Raw genomic sequence first — 19,158 nt, forward strand, 5'->3', positions numbered from 1 at the left:
AAATCTACCTCATTGTAGAAACTTCTCTCTACTCTTTTCGATTGACGCTAATTTTTCCTGATAAGTCGTCTTAAATGCCTGATAATCGGCGGGGGTTGTGGCTGCCTGGAGTTTAGCCAGCCCGCTTTCTGCATAATCGGGCAAGCTCAGCGACAAACATAATGTAACGTACGTTTTGAGCAGATCGGGATTGTCTTCATTAAAGGGTAAAGCCGTTAGCACCATATCATACGCCGATTTTGTTTGGTTTTTCTGTTGGGCGAGTTGGGCAGCAGCCGTAGCGATCCGGGCATTCAGGGGCGCGAGCTGAAGAGCCTGCCGGTACATTTTTTGCGCCAGATCAATGCGTCGGGTTCGTTCGTAGGTTTGGCCCATCCAGTAATCCCGCTCGGCCCGATGCTGCGGCAGAATGAATTCCTTTGCCATCGTCTCCGCCGAACCGACACTGCGCCGAAAAGCCGACAAACGAATAGCTGCTACATTGCGCAGGGAGGTCGCCACAGGGCCAACCTGTTTGGTGTTGGGCAGGCCCGAGAGGACTAACTGCGCATTTCGCCACTGCATCTGATCGAGGTAATCATTGATCAGGGCAACACCCGCTACTGTTTTCAGGCTGGGGTCTGCCATCGTTTCCCAATAGGCCCCCCGGTTCAGATCATCTATCCGGTAGATGGCATAAAAGGCTTTTTCCAGATCCGTTTGTGGTTTACGTTCCTGATAGAGCACTTGTTTTAACGCTGAAACAGCCGAATCGTTTTTGGCTGACACCTCCCAGGATGACTGCGCCAGGGCGGGCTCATAGGCTTTGGTGTAGGCTATAGCCCTGTAATAGATTGACGTAGTATCTGAATTTGCCCCAAACGTTTCGGCAGCCTGACGATATAGACCCTGCTCCAGTAACCATAAACCCGTTATGGATCGGTATGCCGGTCCGTTGCGCTGATCATTCTCCGCCAACTGACTCAATAAGCTAAAGGCAACTGGCTGATTATGCCGCTTGTATTCGGCAACCGCCCGCGACAACAGCAAATCGTCCGTAAAATCCTGGTTGACAGGATCTTCGGAAAGTCGGCGGAGCGAACCCGCTACTGAGCTGTCAGGATTTTGCTCAGCGAGGGTGTAGTTGTACAAACTAGCGAAACGCCCAACGCTTAATCCCTGTTTAGCTGGTTCGGTTATTAACCAGGTGGGTTTGTTCGATTGGCGGGTTGCTGTTGGCGCGATCAGCTCCAGCGCCAGTGCATTCGCCTGATACGACTCATAAGTCAGGTCTTTTTTGGTCGAAAGCAGACTCGAATCGGCCGACAACACGTTGGGATTACGGGCATAGAAAGCCAACAGATTCGACTCAGGAACCTCGTCTTGGTCAGCCTGGGCCGTGGCCGATTTCAGATAATAATAGGCCGAGTCGGCCACGCTCGTGCGAGCGTACAGAAAACCAAGATTATTCCGCAGTTCACCACTTTTCGGAAATGCCCGAATACCCCGCTGCAACGTTTTAACGGCTTCAAAAAACAGGTTCGTTTGCAGATAAGTCTGACTTAGCCCAGCATAATCCTGCGGGTTAGGCTGCTTCAGGAGTGCCTGCTGGAAAAAGAAAGCGGCCGCCGTCTGGTTGTTCTGCGACAAGGCCAGAGACGCCATCGCATAGTTTGACTTATGGTTCTGAAATTCCTGTTCCAGTGCTAGTTGATAGAAAGCATTGGCTGATCTGGGCTCGTTGGTAGCCGTGTATAAGTCACCCAGACCATTGAAATACCCCGCCATGCTTTGCCGGAACGCAATGGCTCCGCCCGACGCGATTAACACAACCACACCAAATACGCCCACCACCCGAAACAGACTTAATTCGAGTCGTTTCGGTTTATAAAGAATCCGGTAAACAGGCAGATTTTGCTGGAAGATCGGCCAGAAATTTAGTAGAATATACGCCACAAACACTACGCCCATGGCCAGGTGCGTGTACACGATGACATCTTCGAACATCTCCACCAGTGGGTCGTTGGCAGTGGCAAAGGCGTAACCAATGGTGAGTGTTGTGAGCAACGCCAAACCCATGTAGAGATACGCCCCAGCGTCGCGAAATGAGAACACTTCCTGCTGCTCAATCATCCGCCGAAATCCCCATACACCCAGCGTGACCGAAATAAAGTAGAGCACAAACGGGCTAATGGCCAGGACATCCCAGTCAATGGATTTGGTATTTTTTAACCAGATAAGGACTAAGTTGATCAGGTACAGAAAGCTGATAAACAGAAAGTTGTTCATCCCCAACACCCGCCGTTGACCGGGAAGCCCGTCAGGTGTTTCTGAACGTCCGGCCGATGTCAGCCAAACCAATCCGGCAATAATTTCGGTGGCAATGAAGAAAATAAACCCGATACTAAAGACCAGCAACACCGGCATTCCGTAGCTTACAATAACCAGCGCCGGAAACTTGACGGGTGATAGGACGCCCAGGCTCCCGGCGATAAGAGCCGTAAGCAGAGCGAAACTACCAAGCCGGACGGTAACAGTAAAATCTGGCCGGAATGCATGGAAATAGTAGCTGACCGATCCAAAAACGAACGTTAGTAGCAGAAACAGATAGTTACTGCCCAACCCTGGTATGTCGAGCATCTCCCACCGGAAGAAAGCCAGCCCGAGTATCAGCACAGCCATGCTGATCAGGTATCGTATCCGGCTAAAACGAGTAATGGCGCTCATCAAAAGCACAAACGACAGGCCAATGCCAGCTAACAAACCCGTAGCGACACCCGGCCGTACCTGCATACCCGAAGCGACAAATTGCTCCGAAACCGCATAGGCTTTTCCATCGACAGCATAGTCGAGCAAGCCATCGGAGAAGCGATGAAATGTAATGGGCAACTCATTGAGCTCGCTCAGGACGTCCCAATGAACCACATTGCCAAGCCCATTCGCCCAGCCGACAGCCAGCAAAACAAGGCTGATAATGAAGGCAATAAAACTAAACAGATAGGCAAGCTGATGCGCTCGGCTCCAGTTTTTCCAGAAAAAGAAAGATGACATGAAAAAGAAACGCCATTGGCCCCCGGTTAGTGTCGTTATACTACACAGGTTTTTTGAAAGCTATCCTCTCCCCGTCATCTTGGTCAGTTTTAGCAACTTCTCGGCAACCTCACTGGTCAGTTGATCGGCCTGCAAACGCCACTGCCAGCTCCGGCCACCCGCGCCGGGCGTGTTCATGCGGCTCGTTTCATCGAGATTGAGAATGTCCTGAATGGGTATGATCGCCAACCGAGCGACCGATTGCATGGTCAGGCGACAGATCTGATCGACTACATTCGCTTCGGTTATCTCGATACCGATGTACTCATTCATGCGCTGGCGAAGTTCGTCATCGGATTCCCGGAACCAGCCCAGGGTCGTATTATTATCGTGCGTGCCCGAATAGACGACAAAATTTTCGGAGTGGTTATGTACGGCATAAGTAGACGTCGGCATGTCCTCGCCAAACCCAAACTGAACAACCCGCATACCCGGAATCCCGTAATGGCGCAGGTACGCCTGAATTTCAGCGGCTTTGGCACCCAGATCTTCACCAATGACGGGCAATTGCACAAACTGCCGGTGCATGGCGTGCATGAATGCCTCGATCGGTGCTTTCACCCATTCGCCGACTTTTGCGGTTGGTTCGCTGGCTGGAATTTCCCAGTAAACCGCAAACCCCAGAAAATGGTCCAGGCGGGTCAAGCTGTACAAGGACATCTGGTGCCGCAACCGGCGCATCCACCAGGCAAACCCGGTACGCTCATGCTCGGCCCAATCGTAAATGGGGTTACCCCAGCGCTGCCCGTCTTCGCTGAAATAGTCGGGAGGAGCACCGGCAACAAACAGCGGCTGAAAATCTTCATCCAGCTTAAACAGGGTTGGGTTGGCCCAAACATCGGCACTATTCAGCTGGACATAGATGGGAATATCGCCCATGAGGTGAACTTTCAGGCCATAGCAGTAGGCGATTAATTCATTCCACTGCCGCATGAAAAAATACTGAAGAACCTTTATTACCTCAATCCGGTCGCTTAATAACGCCCGTTGCTTCGCCAGTTCAGCGGGTTCACGTCGCACAATAGCCGCAGGCCAGCGTATCCAGAATGGCTCACCCGTTGCCTCCTGCAAAGCGGAGAACAGCGCATAATCGTCGAGCCAATCGGCCTGCCAGCCACAAAACCGGTCATAATCGCTGCGTTGCGCAGGGGTCGATTCCCGCAAAAACGTTTGGGCGGCCCGTTCCAGCAATGGACGCTTTTTGATCCAGGCCGCATGTAATACAGATGGAGCCGTGGCAAGCGGGCTAGCCAGCACAACTGTGGTTTCATCCTCCAGCGTTTCGGGCGCTTCTGTTATAATTACGTCACGAACGGGCTGTTCATTAAAGACCGCCAGTTCGTCGGGGTCCAGCAATCCCTCATCAGCCAATTTTTCGAGGCTGATCATCAACGTATTACCGGCAAAAGCTGATGGGCTGCTGTAGGGCGAAAAACCAGCGCCCGGATCAACGGGGGTTAAGGGCAGAATCTGCCAGTAGGTTTGGCCGGCTTCGGCCAGAAAATCAGCGAAACGGTAGGCTTCAGGACCTAGATCGCCTACGCCATGAGCCGAAGGCAGAGATGTAATGTGGAGCAATAAACCACTCGAACGTTGTTGCAGCATGAAAAGAAAAGTTGTGAGTCGATAGCCATGAACTGTACAGACGGGCTTTAACCCGTATTTCTATCCAATTTATACACGGGCCAAAGCCCAGTTATACAGTCCATTAATTTGCGTAATTGGCCAACCGATAGTTGTAAACGACTGGTCATATCTGAACATCGGTTGACCGCAGACTTGTTTTTGTACAAATCCGCCCGAAGCCTCTTTTGTTTACTTTTTATCGTAAAAACCTTATTGTCAAACCTATTCCGGCACTAATCAGCTAGAAAATGACTACATTGATCCTTGACCTTACGCTGTTTTTCTCCTACTTTTGCAGTCCCAAACAATGGGCAACATATAATTAAAAGAATATCCTATACAAATGATTACGGCAACGGCAGTCAACAAGGGTAAGATTACGCAAATAATCGGGCCGGTCGTGGACGTGAGTTTCGAGGGCGAAGGCTCGCGAATTCCCGCCATCCTGGACGCCCTCAAAGTAACTAAAGCCAATGGACAACAGGTCATTCTGGAAGTTCAGCAACACCTAGGCGAAGACCGTGTTCGGACAATCGCGATGGACTCGACAGATGGTCTATACCGTGGTATAGATGTTATTGACTTGGGCCACCAGATCACAATGCCAACCGGTGCAGGTATCCGGGGTCGGCTTTTCAACGTCGTTGGTGAAGCCATTGACGGTATTCCGCAGCCAACCACAACCGGCGTTGGTCTGCCCATTCACCGGGCTGCCCCTAAGTTTGAAGACCTGGCTACCTCGACCGAAGTTCTGTTTACGGGTATTAAAGTTATCGACTTGCTGGAGCCTTATGCCAAAGGTGGTAAAATCGGTCTCTTCGGTGGTGCCGGTGTTGGTAAAACAGTATTGATTCAGGAATTGATCAACAATATCGCTAAAGCCTACGCAGGTCTGTCTGTATTTGCGGGGGTGGGCGAGCGTACCCGTGAGGGAAATGACCTGCTGCGTGAAATGATCGAAGCGGGTATTATCCGGTACGGTGATGCCTTTAAACATTCGATGGAAGAAGGCGGATGGGATCTGTCGAAGGTCGATCTGGCCGAGATGACCAACAGCCAGGCAACGTTTGTATTCGGACAAATGAACGAGCCACCAGGAGCCCGTGCCCGGGTAGCCCTGTCAGGGCTGACCATTGCCGAACACTTCCGTGATGGTGACGGTGAAGGCGAAGGCCGTGACATTCTGTTCTTCGTTGACAACATTTTCCGCTTTACGCAGGCGGGTTCTGAGGTATCGGCGCTATTGGGTCGTATGCCATCGGCGGTAGGGTACCAACCTACGCTGGCTACCGAAATGGGGGTCATGCAGGAGCGTATCACGTCGACCAAACGGGGTTCGATCACATCGGTACAGGCCGTTTACGTACCTGCCGATGACTTGACTGACCCGGCTCCGGCTACGACCTTTGCTCACTTAGATGCTACGACTGTATTGAGCCGTAAAATCTCTGAGCTGGGCATCTACCCTGCGGTTGACCCACTTGATTCTACATCGCGGATTTTGTCGGCCGAAATTCTGGGCGACGAACATTACAACACCGCCCAGCGCGTAAAAGAAATTCTGCAGCGTTACAAAGAATTGCAGGATATTATTGCCATTCTGGGTCTGGAAGAATTGTCGGAAGAAGACAAACTGATCGTAAGCCGCGCCCGTCGGGTACAACGCTTCCTGTCGCAGCCGTTCTTCGTGGCGGAGCAGTTCACGGGCTTGAAAGGTGTTCTGGTTCCCATCGAAGATACGATCAAGGGCTTCAACCAAATCATTGATGGTAAGTATGACCACTTGCCCGAAGCCGCGTTCAACCTGGTTGGTACCATTGAAGATGCTGTTGCCAAAGGCGAACGGCTTCTGAAAGAGTCCGGTCAGTAAGTTACTGCGCTCTATCTGGCCGGTAAGGATTTGCTTGCCGACCAGATAAATGCCCACCGTTACTTTCTCAACTCAAATTAGTCTAGTAGTCAAACAGACCTGTTTTATGAAAACGATTCGATTGAGAGTTGGGACAGCCCTCTTGGCAGGTAGCCTGACAACCGCGGCCATGGCTCAAGTCACCACGCCAGCCATGCCAACAGCCCCGACATCACCAACGGTAGGTGGCGCTATTAAGGATACAGCCTTTACGCCCGGCTCAGCCGCCACAACGACGGTACAGGCCGATGCGGATGGCTCGACGGCTCATTTAGACAAAGCCGTTGCTGCTTTGGACAAGGGAGACAAGGCGACCACAACGCAGGAGCTTCAGGCGGGAATCAGTGGCCTGGAGGCCGAAGCACAGGCCAAGCCTACATCGTTTAAAGACAAGTTACTCGCGCAGGCCAGCAAGCTGAAAGCCCTGCTTCCTCTGATACCAACGGGTGCATTGGGTTCTGGTGTATTAGGCAAAGCCGTCAGTTTGGCTAAGCTTGCTTCGGGTGGTAACAAACTCGAAGGTATTTTAGCGGCTGGTTCTTTGCTAGGAAAAGGTAGCCAGTTAACCAGTGGTCTGTCCGGTATTGGCAGCGCGCTGTCAGGTTTGGGCGGTAGTTCGTCTGCCGGTCAATCATTACTATCAACCGCCTTGGCAACAGTGGGTAAACTGGATCAGGGTGGCATGATGGCCAAAGCCGCCGAACCGGCTGCCAAAAGCCAAATCAGCAGCGTACTTAATCTTGTAAAAGGAGCTTTATAAAAAGATATATGGTATAGGATGTTTGATATATGACGGGCCTGTTCGACAACATCATATACCATACGTCCTATACCATACATCATACATCTTTTCCGTATGACAGTAGACATTATTACTCCCGACCGTAAAGTCTTTTCCGGAGAGGCCAACGCCGTTACATTTCCGGGTACCCAAGGTCAGTTTCAGGTGCTGAACAACCACGCACCGCTGGTTGGTACGCTTGATAAAGGACAAATTGTAGTGCAAACTGCTTCGGGCCAGCAAACCTTCACAATCGATGGAGGTGTTGTCGAAGTACTTCAGAACAAAGTACTTGTGCTTGCCGAAGCGATTGTACTTTAATCAATTTCTTAGTTAGCTTAAAAGCGATTCACTTGATCCAGGTGGACCGCTTTTTTTATTGACATTTCATCTTCCAGCTATTTTTGTTAGTCAGTCTTGACGAAAAAATGACCACTAAACCGTTTATTGTCGGCATTACCGGCGGCAGTGCTTCAGGGAAAACGTCCTTTTTAAAAGGCGTTCTCAATGCCTTCAACAGTGATCAGATCTGCCTCATTTCGCAGGACAATTATTATCTCAGCCGCGATGTCATTCCGGTAGACGATCAGGGTATACACAATTTTGATCTGCCCGAAACGATCAACCATCACCTTTATGCACAGCACATCAGTCAACTACGTCAGGGGGAAACTGTAATTCAGAAAGAGTACACGTTTAATAATCCGAACATTGTTCCGCGGATGCTAACGTTTCAGCCCGCACCGATTATTATTGTCGAAGGCATCTTCGTCTTTCATTTTCGGGAACTGGCGGATCAGATGGATTTGAAAATATTCATCGATGCCAAGAACAGCATTAAACTTGAACGGCGCGTAAAACGAGACGCCGAGGAACGGGGCTACGACCTCGATGACGTCATGTACCGCTGGAAATACCATGTCAAACCTACCTACCGGCAATTCATCAAACCTTACCGCGCCGAGGCCGACATTGTAATCCCCAATAATAACCATTACCAGAAAGGATTGGACGTGGTTATTCAGTTTTTGAAGACGAAAGTGTAGCGCGTTCTTCAAATCTCAATCACAACCCCATCGCTCTCCGGATAGCCGGTGCAGGTAAGTACCCAGCCGTCAGCTAGATCACGCGCTGTCAGTACGTCGTTGATGGTCATGTGGACGCTCCCCGACTGGCAACGGGCTACGCAGGTCGAGCAACGGCCACCCCGGCAACTATAAGGTAAAGCAATACCTTCGTCCAGGGCTGCCTGTAAAATAGAGGTATAGGCTGGCACCTGAATCTCAACCTCGTGGATTTGGGAGTCCCGTCGACGGATGCGTAGCCTTACTGTTCGATCCTGGGCCATAAGGGGCGGTGGTATTCGGACAACTGGCTCAACGATAAACTGCTCCCGACGAATCTGATCGGGGTGAAACCCGCCAAAGACAAGGGTAAACTGAATCATCCGCATATAATCGGCCGGACCGCATATGTAGAAGCCGAGCGTTTGTCGGTCTGACGTAGCGACTAAATCGGGTAGCAACCGCTCCAGCATTACGTTGTTTAGCCGCCCACGGAGGCCCGTCCAATCGTCGGAAGGCGTACTCAGTAGGTACAGTAACCGGAACCGATTGGGATATTGCCGTTGAAGTTCATTCAGTTCATCCCGAAAAATAATGCTTCGTTCGCTGGAATTACTGTCCAGCAGCGTTATCCGCCGGTGCGATTCAGCTCGCAAAGCCTGCTTGATCATGGCGAATAAGGGTGTTATACCGCTTCCGGCCCCCAACATGACCAGATCACCGGGCAGTTGCTCATCCAGCACAAACCGTCCCGCCGGATACAGACTCGTTAACACATCGCCTACGTGCAGTGTATCGAGCAAATAGCGCGAAATCTCCCCATTCTGAATCCGCTTGATCGTCAGGCGTAGTGGTTCGTTTTCTGTCGAACTAAGTGAGTAAGACCGGCGTACTTCATGACCGTTGTGGTTCAGAAGGATCGTCAGGAACTGGCCAGCCCGGTGCCGAACCAGCCGACCATCTACCGGCTCAAGAAAGTAGCTTTTTGCCTCCGATGTTTCCGTTTGAATACGAATAATCCGGAGTTGAAGGAGATCGTCGGTCATAAGCGGGGGGCTTTGGGCCAAAACTAGCCAAATATTCCCCTTTGTTTGAAAGCCCAACCGATTTCGTGTAATTTGTCCGGCATTGATGTGTCTGGTATGGATAGGCCCCACACGGATACGCCCGGTATACTATCCTGTCGTTCATCCTATAAATTACTTCGACGACTGAGTAGTATAGCAACTACCGTGACATTTTACCGTTATTCGTTGTTTATCCTGATAACAGCTGTTGTTCGCGTCAGGCGCTTGTGTCTGAATGATCGCAGACTAACTGGCCCTGTCTGTGTGGCCCTTTTGGGTAACGGCAGACAATAAGCTACAACCTAATTAACTGAAGCATATTCCCGCAATGGAAGCACTCCTCGAAGAAGTTCAACGCGTCGGCTACGTTAACAAGCCCGTTGCTGAAGACATAGACTTAGTGGCTGAAATCAATCGGCTGAAAAAAGAAAAAAATGCCGTTATTCTGGCCCATTATTACGTAGACGGAGCCATACAGGATATAGCTGATTACATCGGCGACAGCCTTGGTCTGTCGCAGCAGGCGGCTGCGACGCCCGCCGATATGATTGTATTCTGTGGCGTGCACTTCATGGGTGAAACGGCTAAAATCCTGTCGCCGGAAAAGAAAGTAGTCATTCCCGATCTTAATGCGGGCTGTTCACTCGCCGATTCAGCCCCCGCCGACAAGTTTGCTGAGTTTAAAGCGCAGTACCCCGACCATATTGTGTTGTCGTACATCAACTGCTCGGCCGAAATAAAAGCGTTATCCGACATCATTGTTACCTCGTCGAACGCGCTGAAAATTGTCGAGAGTCTGCCCAACGATCAAAAAATCATTTTTGCCCCTGACGCTAATCTTGGCCGTTTCGTATCGAAGAAAACGGGCCGAGACATGGTGCTTTGGGATGGTGCCTGCATTGTTCACATCGACATTTCACTGGAGAAACTGCACAAACTCCAGGCCGATTATCCGGAAGCAAAGTTCATTGCCCACCCTGAGTGCCAGGAACATATTCTGAGTGAAGCCGATTTTGTTGGTTCGACCACTGCCTTGCTGAAATACGTTGTCGATAGTCCCGAGCAAACCTTCATTGTAGGCACGGAAGCGGGAATCCTGCACAAGATGAAAGAGGCTGTACCGCACAAAAAGATCATTCCCGCACCAGCCAGTCAGAACAATACCTGTGCCTGCTCGGAGTGTCCGTATATGAAAATGAACACAATGGAGAAGGTGTATAACGCCATGCTGTACGAACAACCCGAAATCATAGTACCGGAAGCGGTGCGGTTAAAGGCATATGAATCGGTAGCGCGAATGCTGGAATTGAGCAAGTAAGGAGTCAGTGTAGATTTAATAAACCAACAGGACTATGAACTGGCGAGATTACATTGTATCAGATCCAACAATTATGTTTGGTAAGCCTGTCATTAAAGGGACGCGTATTCCCGCTGATTTAGTTATGGAGAAATTGGGGAACGGCGAAACAGTACATCAGTTGGTAGACTCATACCCTCGTGTTACAGAGGAGGCAGTATTTGCCTGTTTTCTGTTTGCTTCAGAAACCGTAAAAAACGAAGTTGTCTATGCTCAAGCAGGATGATCATTCGTTCGTAGCCGATGAGAATTTTGACTTTGCAGTAGTCAGACAATTGCGAGACAACGGCTTCCCAGTCATTGCAATAGCAGAATCTTTCTCCAGCATACCCGATACACAAGTATTACAAATAGCATTCGACAGACGAGCTATCCTGCTTACCGAAGATAAAGATTTTGGTGAACTTGTCCACCGGCTTCGCACGAATCATTGTGATAGTTTACTTGTCAGACTCCTGAAAATGGATAGTGCAGAAAAATCCAGAAGGGTTATGGACGTACTAATGAATCAGGGCAATGAGCTTGTTAATAGCTTTTCTGTCCTCAATAACGAACAATTGCGCATCAGACCCGCCAAATAAAACACCAATGCCCCATCAATTCGATTTTCTGGTTATTGGCTCCGGTATTGCGGGCCTGACTTACGCCACTAAACTGGCGATGCATTTTGAGAAGCTGCAACAGGACATCCGCATCGGAGTCATCACCAAGGTGCAGGCCGATGAAACAAACACCAAATACGCGCAGGGCGGTATCGCTGCGGTTTGGTCGGAAGATGATTCATTCGAGAAGCACATCGAAGACACCATGGTGGCCGGTGATTTTCTGAGCGACCGGCATATTGTTGAGATCGTGGTCAATGAAGGGCCCGGCCGGATTCAGGAGTTGATCAGCTACGGTACGCGTTTCGACAAAGACCATGACGGCGATGAGTATGATCTGGCAAAGGAAGGCGGGCACTCCGACTTTCGGATTCTTCACTTCAAAGACATCACCGGGGCTGAAATTGAGCGGGCTTTGCTCGAAAAGGCGAACTCGCTGAAATCAATCGAGATATTTACCCATTTCTACGCCGTCGAATTGATTACCCGCCACCAGCTTGGCGAGACGGTTCATCGGTACGACACCGACAACAAGTGTTTTGGCGCTTATGTGCTCAATACACAGACTGGTAACGTAGAGCTGTTTCTGGCTAAAACAACGCTCCTCGCAACGGGTGGTATCGGCAATATCTACCAGAATACGACCAACCCCAGCATTGCGACCGGCGACGGTATTGCGATGGCGTACCGTGCCAAGGGCATTGGCAAGGATATGGAGTTTATCCAGTTTCACCCGACGGCCTTGTATGAACCGGGCAAAAAGCCCAACTTCCTGATTTCTGAGGCTGTACGCGGATTTGGGGGCATCCTTCGTACGCGTAAGGGTGAAACCTTCATGGAAAATTATGACCCGCGTCTTTCGCTGGCTCCGCGCGATATTGTGGCTCGCGCCATCGACTCAGAGATGAAAAAGGCCGGGGACCCGCACGTTTATCTGGACGTAACCCACTGCGACTACGAGAAGTTTATTGAGCATTTCCCGAACATCACGGCCTACTGCCACGACCACCTGGGGCTCGACTTACGGAAAGATTTTATCCCGGTCGTTCCCGCTCAGCATTACCTCTGTGGGGGTATTCGCGTCAATGAATGGGGGCAAACGAACATCCAGTTTCTGTACGCGGTGGGCGAATGTTCCTGTACAGGCTTGCACGGGGCCAATCGGCTGGCGTCGAACTCGTTGCTCGAAGCGGTTGTTTTTGGACACCGGGCCTACGAAAAAACCGTTGAATTACTCGACAAGGCCATTCTGCCCGATAATATTCCGGCCTGGAATGATGCCGGTACGACTCACCCCGAAGAACTGGTGCTGGTTACCGAAATGAAGAAGGAACTGGAATCGATCATGTCCAACTACGTGGGCATTGTGCGAACCAACCGGCGCCTGAAACGGGCCATGGATCGGCTTGAACTTATTTACCTGGAACACGAAGAACTTTACCGGCAATCGAAAGTATCGGTACCCGTGTGCGAACTCCGAAACATGATTGAAGTTGCCTATCTGGTCATTAAGATGGCTATGGCACGTCGCGAAAACAGCGGACTTCACTTTAATCTGGATAATGTAAGTTAAGGCCCGAATCCGTAAATTCATGAATCAGCAAGACGTCATCGACTTCATCAATCAAAGCGACAGTCCGAAAATCAAGTATGCCTTTACTGATATCGACGGTGTGCTGCGGGGCAAAATCATTCACCGACAGAAATTTCTGGATGGCCTAACCGATGGTTTTGGCTTTTGTGATGTGGTCTGGGGATGGGACTCGGCCGATGCACCCTACGACAATGGGAAAACTACGGGCTGGCACTCCGGCTATCCTGATGCTCCCGTTCGCCTTGATCTGACCACCTTTCGCCAGATTCCGTGGGAGGGCAATATTCCATTTTTCGTCGCTGATTTCAGCCCTGGCCCAACCGGCGTACCCAATCATTATGCGCTGGCTGCCTGTCCGCGTAGTCTGCTGAAGCGTATAGCCAGTCAGTGTCAGGAAATGGGCTTTCACGCGGAGTATGCACAGGAATTTGAGTGGTTCAACTTCCGGGAAACGCCCGGGAGCCTGCAGGAAAAAAACTTTCAGCAACTGGAGCCCCTCACGCCCGGTATGTTTGGGTACTCCATTTTGCGGCCTTCACTCGAAAGTGCTTTCTACCACGACCTGTTTGACTTGCTGGCGCAGTTCGATGTGCCACTGGAAGGCTTGCATACAGAAACCGGACCGGGCGTGTACGAAGCGGCCATTATGCACGATGAGGTTGTTCGAGCCGCCGACAAAGCCGCTCTTTTTAAAACAGCCGTCAAAGAAATTGCGTATCGGCATGGCCTTGTTGCTACATTTATGGCTAAATGGAATGCCGATTTACCGGGTTGCAGCGGCCATATTCACCAGAGCCTGTGGAATCCGGAACAGACGAAAAATCTGTTTCATGACCCAGCCGCTCCTGACCATATGAGCGAATTAATGCGGCAGTTCATAGCCGGACAGTTATACTGCCTGCCGCACATTACGCCCATGTTTGCCCCAACGATTAACAGTTATAAGCGGCTGGTAGAGGGAGCCTGGGCACCCACTACGGTTACCTGGTCAATCGATAACCGCACCGCGGCACTCCGGATTCTCAATCATAAAGAAGCGTACACGCGCGTTGAACACCGGGTATCGGGAGCGGACACAAATCCATATCTAGCGATTTCGGCATCTCTGGCATCCGGCTTATACGGTATTCGCCATAAACTCTCGCTCGACATTCCGGCATCAGTTGGGAACGTATACGCCGACATCAGCAACGGTACCTTACCCAGAAATCTGGCTGAAGCGACGCGCATGATGGCCGATTCGTCCGTAGCAGCTGAACTGTTTGGTACAGCGTTTGTTGACCACTTTACCCGTACCCGCGACTGGGAATGGCGACAGTACATTCGTCAGGTGAGCGACTGGGAATTGAAACGATATTTTGAAATTATTTAAGTAGAGACGCAATCCCTTGTGTCTCCTATGCGTCAGCCAAAACCATCCGGTATAGGAGATGCAAGGGATTGCGTCTCTACAATACGACTTTTACAATGCGTCTCGTTGATTACTCATCTATTATAAAGAAGGCCTGGGCAGAATTTGATGGATCGGTTCAGGTACAGACCATTGAAGACATTAGTGCCAAGGTTTCGACCAATCACGTGTTTAGGGTTACGTTTGAGGACGGGGATCACATCATTGCCAAGCTTTCCTACTTTGGTACTTATGAACAGTTTCTGGAAGATCACCGGATCATCCACGCCCTAGCCAACAACCTGCTCTATCCGTTCGAGAATGTACTGGCCAAATCGCTGGTACGGGACGGTCAGGTTTATACGTACCGACATAAAGATGGCTTTCTGGATGCCTGGGTTGTATTTTACAACCCCATTAGGATTCAGTTGAAACTGCCCCGTCGGCTGGAAGATCACCACATTCGAATGCTTGGGCGGGAGGTAGCCCGATTTCACAAAGCCTGCTCACGAGTTAGTCCGGTTTTGCCTAAGTCCAGTAAAACGCTCCGCTCCGACATCTGGGATTTACTCGACCTGCTCGAAACCGAAACCGGCCAGTTCGAGCACCGGATGCACACCGATGAATTGAAACGACAGTGTGAACTGTTTCTGGAAAACCGTCAGAAGCTGGTGGCCAAGTCTGTAGAAACTATGCCCGTTTTTGTGGACTGGAACATCGGCAATTTTTCTGTTACCGACAATCTTGAGCTGTACTCCCGCTGGGATTACGACTGGTTCAGGATCAGCTACCGGGTCATGGACTTTTACTTCTTCAGCCGGGTCGTTTCCAATGCTGGCGACCGAACAGTGTTCAGTTATGTTATTGGGCCATTGATGGAAGATCGGTTTTTACTGTTCCTTCAGGAGTATCATCGGGTGTTTCCATTAACGGAGAGCGAAATACGCTTTTTACCGGAAGCGTATCGTTTCTTCATCCTCAACTACGTAATAAAATACGGCCGTTATTTTTTCCACCGTACATACGCTATCAAACTACAGCGTGAGGCCTATGACATTTATTTTCCATCGATCGAGTCATTCGATGTCGACAAAATATTGAAGGCGTTGGGCCTATAAGAAGGCTGCCCGATGGTATCATTCCGTGTTCATTGAAAAAAGGCTGATTAACGAATTGGCCTTTACCGTATTTTTACCAATATTCTTCTGAAAATCTCGTTATCAGGCATTTTCAAGTCGAATAAAGTTTGCTGTTGGCTATTCATCTTTTACGCGTGTTCCATGCAACTCACTGATTTCAAAACTGTAGCGGCCAATTACAAAGTGATTTTCTTCGATGCTTTTGGTGTCCTGAAAAATTCGGAGGGCCTTTTGCCGGGTATTGAACACACCTTCGACTGGCTCAAAGAAAATGGCAAAGATTTTTACGTACTAACCAACGATGCCTCTCGCAGCCCGCAGGAATTAGCCGAGTCCTATTACAACAAAAACCTTTACGCCATCACGCCGGAGCGTATCATTTCGTCGGGTATGCTGGCAAGGGAGTACCTCGACCTTAAAGTATCGAGTGGTACAGTCGCCTACCTTGGAACGGAAAAATCAGCCCATTATCTCGAAACCACCGGCCTGAAAACGCTGCCCATTAGCCAGGTGGACCTGAAAGACGTATCGGATATTAATGCGCTGGTTCTGCTGGACGACGAAGGGTTCGACTGGAATACCGATATAACTAAAACGGTCAATCTTCTCCGTAAGCGGAACATACCGGTTATTGTGGCGAATACCGACTCAACGTATCCGGTATCAAAAACCCGGATCGCCATTGCCATTGGAGCGGTGGCCCGAATGATCGAAAGCATCGTGGGCAAGCAGTTTATTCAGTTTGGTAAACCCGATGCCCAACTCTTTATGTTCGCTTACGAGCGGCTGGAAAACCTAACGCACATAAGCAAACGTGACGTGCTGATGGTAGGTGACACCCTTCGAACCGATATTCTGGGTGGCAACAAGTTTGGGCTGGATACAGCCCTTGTGCTCACAGGAAATACGCAACCGCAGGACGCGGAAGTTCTGATTCGGAGTACCGGCATCATTCCTACCTACGTTTGCAAGTCAGTTGTAATTCGCTGATTCAAGATCAATTTTCAGCATAAATCATTAGCAGTAAGAACGTTAAGCCATTCGATAGGGTATAAACGAACGATTTCAGGATTAAAAAATTGTTTGATAATACAAAGGTAAATACGTTTCTTTGCGCAGTTTTTTAACTCGAACAGACTACTAAAATGTCGGACATTGCACAGAAAGTAAAGAATATCATTGTTGAAAAATTAGGTGTTGAAGAATCAGAAGTAACGCCTGAGGCAAGTTTCACCAACGATTTAGGGGCCGATTCACTCGACACTGTTGAGTTGATCATGGAATTTGAAAAAGAATTCAATCTGCCTATCCCCGACGACGAGGCTGAGAAAATCTCTACGGTTGGCTTGGCCATCGAATACCTGGAGAAAAACATCGGCAAATAAGTCTCAACGAGATTTAGCAGACGTCATAACGAATTAACTCGGTACCTCTCCAATTCCTGATTGGAACGGGTACTGAGCCACGAAGCCAACGCCAACAAATACGGTATCGGCGTTGTTTTCCTTTTTCCATTACGTAGTAAACCCGTATGACAATCAAGCGAGTAGTAGTGACCGGCCTCGGTGCGTTGACACCAATCGGCAATGATGTAGCCTCTTACTGGAACAGCTTAGCCGCCGGTGTAAGCGGGGCCGGTCCCATTACGAAGTTTGACGCCAGCAAGTTTCGCACGCGCTTTGCTTGCGAACTAAAAGGTGTAGACGTTACGCAGTACATTCCTCGTCAGGAAGCGCGCAAAATGGATGCGTTTACGCACTATGCGCTGATCGCGACCGACGAAGCGGTGAAAGATTCGGGTCTGAATCTCGATGCTATCGACAAAAACAAGGTTGGTGTCATCTGGGGGTCCGGCATTGGTGGTCTCAAATCGTTTGAGGACGAGATGATCGATTACGCCAAAGGCGACGGTACTCCCCGTATTAACCCGTTCTTTATTGTCCGCATGATTGCCGATAGCGCATCGGGTCAGATTTCGATGCGTTACGGCTTTCGGGGAACGAACTACGTCACCGTTTCCGCCTGTGCCTCTACAAACAACGCCATCATTGATGCGTTTAACTACATTCGGCTAGGTCGGCTGAATATGTGTGTGGTGGGTGGATCCGAAGCCGCTGTTACCAGAGCAGGTATCGGTGGTTTTAACGCTAACCGAGCACTCTCTGAACGCAACGACTCACCCGAAACAGCTTCGCGGCCTTACGATAAGGACCGGGATGGCTTTGTCTTGGGCGAAGGAGCAGGCGCACTTATTCTGGAAGAATACGAACATGCTCAATCGCGCGGGGCTAAAATCTACGCTGAACTGATTGGTGGTGGTATGTCGTCGGATGCCTACCACATTACGGCCCCTCACCCGGAAGGATTGGGTGCGTTCCTGGCGATGGAAGATGCCCTCCGGGATGCCAACATTGCCCCCGACGAGATCGATTACATCAATACGCACGGTACATCAACGCCTATCGGCGATCCACAGGAGCTGAAAGCCATTTACAAGCTATTCGGTGAGCATTCGTTCAAGTTGAATATCAGTTCAACGAAGTCGATGACGGGTCACTTGCTGGGCGCTGCGGGTGCCGTCGAAGCCATTGCCGGTATTAAGGCACTGGAACACCAGCTTGTTCCACCGACGATCAACCACGTTACCAGTGATGAGGAGATTGATCCTCGTTTCAATTTGACAGTCAACACGGCCCAGGCACGTCCTATCACCACGGTGATGAGTAATGCTTTTGGATTTGGAGGTCACAACGCTATCGTTATTTTCCGTAAACTTAGCTGAGTCGTGCAAATCGCTCTGCCACGCAGTTTATTCAATCCTCTCGACTGGTTCCGGTCTGGCAGCGCTGATCCTCGTAAGAACTTACGCCGGTCAATTGCCCATATCATTGGGGCACGTCCGTCTAACCTCGGACTTTACCAACTTGCTCTACGCCATACATCGGCGTCTAAAGCAACGGCTATTGAAGGATTTCGGGAATCGAACGAGCGGTTAGAGTACTTGGGTGATGCTGTGTTGGGCATGGTGATTGCCGAGTTCCTTTTCAAAAAGTACCCCTATAAGGACGAAGGTTTTCTGACCGAGATCCGCTCACGCATTGTCAATCGGGAGACCTTAAACGGCATTGCCCGAAAAATTGGCCTCGATCAGCTTATCGAATACGACGGAAGTCGGACCCGCAGCCTACCGGCCCGCACTTCTATGTACGGCGACGCACTCGAAGCGCTGGTTGGTGCTGTGTATCTGGATAAAGGTTTTCGGTTTTCCCGCCGGTTTATTCTAAAGGATTTACTGGCTCATTACGACATTGAATCCGTTGTGCAGAACAACGGTAACTACAAAAGCCGCCTGATTGAATGGGCGCAACGGGAAGGGAAAGAGATCCGCTTCGAAATTGTATCGGAGAAGGGAAACAGCCATTTCCGCGAGTTTATATCCCAGGTGTTGGTCAACGATGAGCCCTTCTCGACGGGCAGCGGTTACAGCAAGAAAAAAGCTGAACAGGCGGCTGCCGAAAAAGCCTTCGAGCTACTGGACCTCAAGTAACTCGTGTAGTCTC

General features: G+C 50.1%; 17 protein-coding genes. 14 read left to right on the plus strand and 3 right to left on the minus strand.

All coding sequences use genetic code 11. The features are described 5' to 3' along the window. Positions 1 to 9 precede the first annotated feature (9 nt). Entirely contained in the window at positions 10 to 3,030 is a 3,021-nt protein-coding gene (locus tag ACYU87_RS16570) for a tetratricopeptide repeat protein (RefSeq protein ID WP_461135193.1), read from the minus strand. 60 nt (positions 3,031 to 3,090) lie between these two features. Continuing rightward, a complete protein-coding gene (gene malQ, locus ACYU87_RS16575; RefSeq protein WP_461135194.1) occupies positions 3,091 to 4,674 on the minus strand; it encodes a 4-alpha-glucanotransferase in 1,584 nt (527 codons plus the stop codon). Between the two features lie 364 nt (positions 4,675 to 5,038). On the opposite strand from malQ, the gene atpD reads away from it, so the two are divergent. The 4 genes from atpD (at position 5,039) to udk (ending at position 8,431) form a co-directional block, all read left to right on the plus strand. Continuing rightward, complete coding sequence (gene atpD, locus ACYU87_RS16580; RefSeq protein WP_461135195.1) at positions 5,039 to 6,565, plus strand: F0F1 ATP synthase subunit beta; 1,527 nt, start codon at positions 5,039 to 5,041, stop codon at positions 6,563 to 6,565. 106 nt (positions 6,566 to 6,671) lie between these two features. After that, the gene (locus ACYU87_RS16585; protein ID WP_461135196.1) at positions 6,672 to 7,364 is read left to right on the plus strand and encodes a hypothetical protein; all 693 of its coding nucleotides are present in this window, start codon (positions 6,672 to 6,674) and stop codon (positions 7,362 to 7,364) included. A 96-nt stretch (positions 7,365 to 7,460) separates the two neighbouring features. Continuing rightward, positions 7,461 to 7,706 carry an ATP synthase F1 subunit epsilon gene (gene atpC / locus ACYU87_RS16590; protein WP_461135197.1) on the plus strand — a complete coding sequence of 82 codons (246 nt, stop codon included), beginning with the start codon at positions 7,461 to 7,463 and terminating at the stop codon, positions 7,704 to 7,706. Between the two features lie 107 nt (positions 7,707 to 7,813). Next, on the plus strand, positions 7,814 to 8,431 hold the full coding sequence (gene udk, locus ACYU87_RS16595) for a uridine kinase (protein WP_461135198.1): 618 nt from the start codon (positions 7,814 to 7,816) through the stop codon (positions 8,429 to 8,431). Between the two features lie 8 nt (positions 8,432 to 8,439). Here udk and ACYU87_RS16600 read toward each other — a convergent pair whose 3' ends face one another. After that, positions 8,440 to 9,495, minus strand: a complete 1,056-nt coding sequence (locus tag ACYU87_RS16600; protein WP_461135199.1) for a 2Fe-2S iron-sulfur cluster-binding protein — start codon at positions 9,493 to 9,495, stop codon at positions 8,440 to 8,442. A gap of 349 nt (positions 9,496 to 9,844) precedes the next feature. Here ACYU87_RS16600 and nadA point away from each other — a divergent pair, with 349 nt between their 5' ends. From nadA to rnc, 10 genes are all read left to right on the plus strand, one after another. Next, positions 9,845 to 10,834, plus strand: coding sequence for a quinolinate synthase NadA (nadA, locus tag ACYU87_RS16605; protein ID WP_461135200.1), 990 nt, complete (start codon positions 9,845 to 9,847; stop codon positions 10,832 to 10,834). 34 nt (positions 10,835 to 10,868) lie between these two features. Continuing rightward, positions 10,869 to 11,099, plus strand: coding sequence for a DUF433 domain-containing protein (locus tag ACYU87_RS16610; protein ID WP_461135201.1), 231 nt, complete (start codon positions 10,869 to 10,871; stop codon positions 11,097 to 11,099). Continuing rightward, positions 11,083 to 11,454 (plus strand): DUF5615 family PIN-like protein, encoded by a 372-nt coding sequence (locus ACYU87_RS16615; protein WP_461135202.1) that lies wholly within the window; start codon positions 11,083 to 11,085, stop codon positions 11,452 to 11,454. Before ACYU87_RS16610 ends, ACYU87_RS16615 begins: the two co-directional genes overlap by 17 nt. 7 nt (positions 11,455 to 11,461) lie before the next feature. Further along, positions 11,462 to 13,048: an L-aspartate oxidase gene (gene nadB, locus ACYU87_RS16620; protein ID WP_461135203.1), complete on the plus strand. Its 1,587-nt coding sequence runs from the start codon at positions 11,462 to 11,464 to the stop codon at positions 13,046 to 13,048. Between the two features lie 19 nt (positions 13,049 to 13,067). Further along, positions 13,068 to 14,441: a glutamine synthetase family protein gene (locus tag ACYU87_RS16625; RefSeq protein ID WP_461135204.1), complete on the plus strand. Its 1,374-nt coding sequence runs from the start codon at positions 13,068 to 13,070 to the stop codon at positions 14,439 to 14,441. 95 nt (positions 14,442 to 14,536) lie between these two features. Continuing rightward, positions 14,537 to 15,577: an aminoglycoside phosphotransferase/kinase family protein gene (locus ACYU87_RS16630; RefSeq protein WP_461135205.1), complete on the plus strand. Its 1,041-nt coding sequence runs from the start codon at positions 14,537 to 14,539 to the stop codon at positions 15,575 to 15,577. 162 nt (positions 15,578 to 15,739) lie between these two features. Further along, complete coding sequence (locus ACYU87_RS16635) at positions 15,740 to 16,588, plus strand: HAD-IIA family hydrolase (RefSeq protein WP_461135206.1); 849 nt, start codon at positions 15,740 to 15,742, stop codon at positions 16,586 to 16,588. 155 nt (positions 16,589 to 16,743) lie between these two features. Beyond that, positions 16,744 to 16,983: an acyl carrier protein gene (locus tag ACYU87_RS16640; RefSeq protein WP_012929621.1), complete on the plus strand. Its 240-nt coding sequence runs from the start codon at positions 16,744 to 16,746 to the stop codon at positions 16,981 to 16,983. 146 nt (positions 16,984 to 17,129) lie between these two features. Then, positions 17,130 to 18,380 (plus strand): beta-ketoacyl-ACP synthase II, encoded by a 1,251-nt coding sequence (gene fabF, locus ACYU87_RS16645; protein ID WP_461135207.1) that lies wholly within the window; start codon positions 17,130 to 17,132, stop codon positions 18,378 to 18,380. 3 nt (positions 18,381 to 18,383) lie between these two features. After that, a complete protein-coding gene (rnc, locus tag ACYU87_RS16650; RefSeq protein WP_461135208.1) occupies positions 18,384 to 19,145 on the plus strand; it encodes a ribonuclease III in 762 nt (253 codons plus the stop codon). The last annotated feature ends 13 nt before the right edge of the window (positions 19,146 to 19,158 follow it).

The sequence above is a fragment of the Spirosoma lituiforme genome, from assembly GCF_054776635.1.

What these genes read in the sequence shown, in the direction of transcription:
- ACYU87_RS16570 (WP_461135193.1), bottom strand. Translation starts at nt 3,030, where the DNA reads ATGTCATCTTTCTTTTTCTGGAAAAACTGGAGCCGAGCGCATCAGCTT.
- malQ (WP_461135194.1), bottom strand. Translation starts at nt 4,674, where the DNA reads ATGCTGCAACAACGTTCGAGTGGTTTATTGCTCCACATTACATCTCTG.
- atpD (WP_461135195.1), top strand. Translation starts at nt 5,039, where the DNA reads ATGATTACGGCAACGGCAGTCAACAAGGGTAAGATTACGCAAATAATC.
- ACYU87_RS16585 (WP_461135196.1), top strand. Translation starts at nt 6,672, where the DNA reads ATGAAAACGATTCGATTGAGAGTTGGGACAGCCCTCTTGGCAGGTAGC.
- atpC (WP_461135197.1), top strand. Translation starts at nt 7,461, where the DNA reads ATGACAGTAGACATTATTACTCCCGACCGTAAAGTCTTTTCCGGAGAG.
- udk (WP_461135198.1), top strand. Translation starts at nt 7,814, where the DNA reads ATGACCACTAAACCGTTTATTGTCGGCATTACCGGCGGCAGTGCTTCA.
- ACYU87_RS16600 (WP_461135199.1), bottom strand. Translation starts at nt 9,495, where the DNA reads ATGACCGACGATCTCCTTCAACTCCGGATTATTCGTATTCAAACGGAA.
- nadA (WP_461135200.1), top strand. Translation starts at nt 9,845, where the DNA reads ATGGAAGCACTCCTCGAAGAAGTTCAACGCGTCGGCTACGTTAACAAG.
- ACYU87_RS16610 (WP_461135201.1), top strand. Translation starts at nt 10,869, where the DNA reads ATGAACTGGCGAGATTACATTGTATCAGATCCAACAATTATGTTTGGT.
- ACYU87_RS16615 (WP_461135202.1), top strand. Translation starts at nt 11,083, where the DNA reads ATGCTCAAGCAGGATGATCATTCGTTCGTAGCCGATGAGAATTTTGAC.
- nadB (WP_461135203.1), top strand. Translation starts at nt 11,462, where the DNA reads ATGCCCCATCAATTCGATTTTCTGGTTATTGGCTCCGGTATTGCGGGC.
- ACYU87_RS16625 (WP_461135204.1), top strand. Translation starts at nt 13,068, where the DNA reads ATGAATCAGCAAGACGTCATCGACTTCATCAATCAAAGCGACAGTCCG.
- ACYU87_RS16630 (WP_461135205.1), top strand. Translation starts at nt 14,537, where the DNA reads ATGCGTCTCGTTGATTACTCATCTATTATAAAGAAGGCCTGGGCAGAA.
- ACYU87_RS16635 (WP_461135206.1), top strand. Translation starts at nt 15,740, where the DNA reads ATGCAACTCACTGATTTCAAAACTGTAGCGGCCAATTACAAAGTGATT.
- ACYU87_RS16640 (WP_012929621.1), top strand. Translation starts at nt 16,744, where the DNA reads ATGTCGGACATTGCACAGAAAGTAAAGAATATCATTGTTGAAAAATTA.
- fabF (WP_461135207.1), top strand. Translation starts at nt 17,130, where the DNA reads ATGACAATCAAGCGAGTAGTAGTGACCGGCCTCGGTGCGTTGACACCA.